At 69.1% G+C, this 1,088-nt stretch carries 1 protein-coding gene; it reads left to right on the forward strand.

Going from position 1 to position 1,088, the window contains the following annotated elements; all coding sequences use genetic code 11:
* Positions 1 to 1,088 (forward strand): acetyl-CoA C-acetyltransferase (locus tag DPV79_RS41440; protein ID WP_244321918.1); only part of this gene is annotated, 1,088 nt, incomplete at both ends.

Genomic DNA, 1,088 nt, shown 5'->3' on the forward strand with positions numbered 1-1,088 from the left:
ATCGTATCGGCCGCGCGGACCGCGGTCGGCAAATTCGGCGGTTCGCTTGCGAAGATTGCGGCGCCCGAACTGGGCGCGACGGTGATCCGCGCGGTGCTGGAGCGCGCGGGCGTGAAGCCCGAGCAGGTGAGCGAAGTGATCATGGGCCAGGTGCTGACGGCCGGCTCGGGCCAGAACCCGGCGCGGCAGTCGCTGATCAAGGCCGGGCTGCCGACGGCAGTGCCGGGGATGACGATCAACAAGGTGTGCGGCTCGGGCCTGAAGGCCGTGATGCTGGCGGCGAACGCGATCGTCGCGGGCGACGCGGACATCGTGATCGCGGGTGGCCAGGAGAACATGAGCGCGTCGCCGCACGTGCTGCCGGGCTCGCGTGACGGCTTCCGGATGGGCGACGCGAAGCTGGTCGACACGATGATCGTCGACGGGCTGTGGGACGTGTACAACCAGTACCACATGGGCATCACGGCGGAGAACGTCGCGAAGGAATACGGGATCACGCGCGAAGAGCAGGACGCATTCGCGGCGCTGTCGCAGAACAAGGCGGAAGCCGCGCAGAAGGCCGGCCGCTTCAACGACGAGATCGTGCCGGTGTCGATCCCGCAACGCAAGGGCGAGCCGCTGCAGTTCGCGACCGACGAATTCGTGCGTCACGGCGTGACGGCGGAATCGCTGGCCGGGCTGAAGCCGGCGTTCTCGAAGGACGGCTCGGTGACGGCGGCGAACGCGTCGGGGCTGAACGACGGCGCGGCGGCGGTGCTGGTGATGTCGGCGCAGAAGGCGGCGGCGCTGGGTCTGACGCCGCTGGCGAAGATCAAGGCATACGCGAACGCGGGTGTCGATCCGAGCGTGATGGGGATGGGCCCGGTGCCGGCCTCGCGCCGGTGCCTGGAGCGCGCGGGCTGGACGCCGGGCGACCTGGACCTGATGGAGATCAACGAGGCGTTCGCGGCGCAGGCGCTGGCGGTGCACAAGCAGATGGGCTGGGACACGTCGAAGGTGAACGTGAACGGCGGGGCGATCGCGATCGGTCACCCGATCGGCGCGTCGGGCTGCCGGATCCTGGTGACGCTGCTGCATGAAATGCAGAA

Origin of the sequence: Burkholderia reimsis (genome assembly GCF_003294055.1) — a bacterium.
Lineage (GTDB): Bacteria > Pseudomonadota > Gammaproteobacteria > Burkholderiales > Burkholderiaceae > Burkholderia > Burkholderia cepacia.